Origin of the sequence: Candidatus Protofrankia californiensis (assembly GCF_900634765.1) — a bacterium.
GTDB classification, from domain to species: domain Bacteria; phylum Actinomycetota; class Actinomycetes; order Frankiales; family Frankiaceae; genus Protofrankia; species Protofrankia californiensis.
The window spans coordinates 2,055-3,212 of record NZ_CAAAFT010000147.1; the positions used below are offsets into that span (position 1 = coordinate 2,055).

The following is a 1,158-nucleotide window of genomic DNA, read 5'->3' on the forward strand; positions in this document are numbered from 1 at the left end:
GGTCGGCGAGGGTCGCCCGGTAGAAGGCGGTGGCCACCGGGGCACGCCAGTCGATCAGGATCGGTTCGTGCTCGGTGTCCGACAGGCCGATCCGGCCGATGTAGATGCGCCGATGGTCGGTGCGGTCCATGGCGCCGAAACACAGCTGCTCCTCGGCGGCGTCGAGCCGGCTGATCCGATCGGAGTATGCGCCGGCGAAGGCGTCCCGCTCCACCCGTGACTGCGGCGTGCCGGTGCCCGCCTCCAGCAGTACGGCGCGCAGCTGCTCACGGGTCTGGTCGCGCAGGTCGTCCAAGCGGCTGTACAGGGTGTCGACATACGCCTGCTCACGCGCGAGTTCGTGCTCGTACGTCGTCGACACCTGTGATCCTTCCGGCTTGTGAGGGATGAGCGTTCCCGGCTGTACGACCGGCGCTCCCGGCCAACATCCGCATGCGGAGTGGGACATAGAGCGTATGCCTGCGTGCCCTCCGGCGCTCGACACCCCAGAAAAGATCTTCCGCCCTGGCCGGTCAGGGCGGCTGTTCCGGCTGGTCGCGGTCGTTTGTGGCTGGAATTGTTTGTGGCCAGGGTCACCCGGGCCGCGGGTCGCGGGCCATGCCGGAAGCCCGGGCCGTGCCGGGCGTCCGGGCACAGTCCTGCCGCACTGTGTCGACGTCCGGCCTCACCATGTCAACCGCGCCATGTGCAGCTGCTCGGACGGGACGCCGGCCAGCAGCGCCGCGTCTCGGACGGCCTCCATCCATGCCTCGGGGCCGCAGACGAACACGTCGTGGTCGGCGATGTCGGGGACGATCTGGCGCAGCGCGACGTCGTCCAGCAGGGAGGAGAAGCGTTCCGGCAGCCATGACGGACGGTCCGGGCAGCGGTGCCCGGGCAGGTAGATCACGCGGATCCCGTGCAGCACGGCCAGCATGTCCAGCTCGTGCCGGAAGGTCGGGCCCTGCTCGGTCGTGGCCCGGTAGATCAGCACGGCCTCGGCGGGGGAGTAGTCGAGCTCGTCGAGGAGCGCCCTGATCGGGGTGATACCGACGCCGCACGCCATCATGGTCAGCCGCTGCCGACGGCAGCCGGCAGCAGCGGACGGGTCGACGTTCGTGAGCGAGTCCAGTGTCGTCATGGTCGTCGTCATGGTCATGGTGTTGCCCCCTTCGATGG

Annotated in this window: 2 pseudogenes; both read right to left on the reverse strand. The window is 69.3% G+C overall.

The features are described from left to right. Nucleotides 1-361, reverse strand: a pseudogene (locus DD1DGNOD_RS08620) (HelD family protein); the annotation flags it as partial. 303 nt (nucleotides 362-664) lie between these two features. Further along, nucleotides 665-1,158, reverse strand: a pseudogene (locus tag DD1DGNOD_RS08625) (hypothetical protein); the annotation flags it as partial.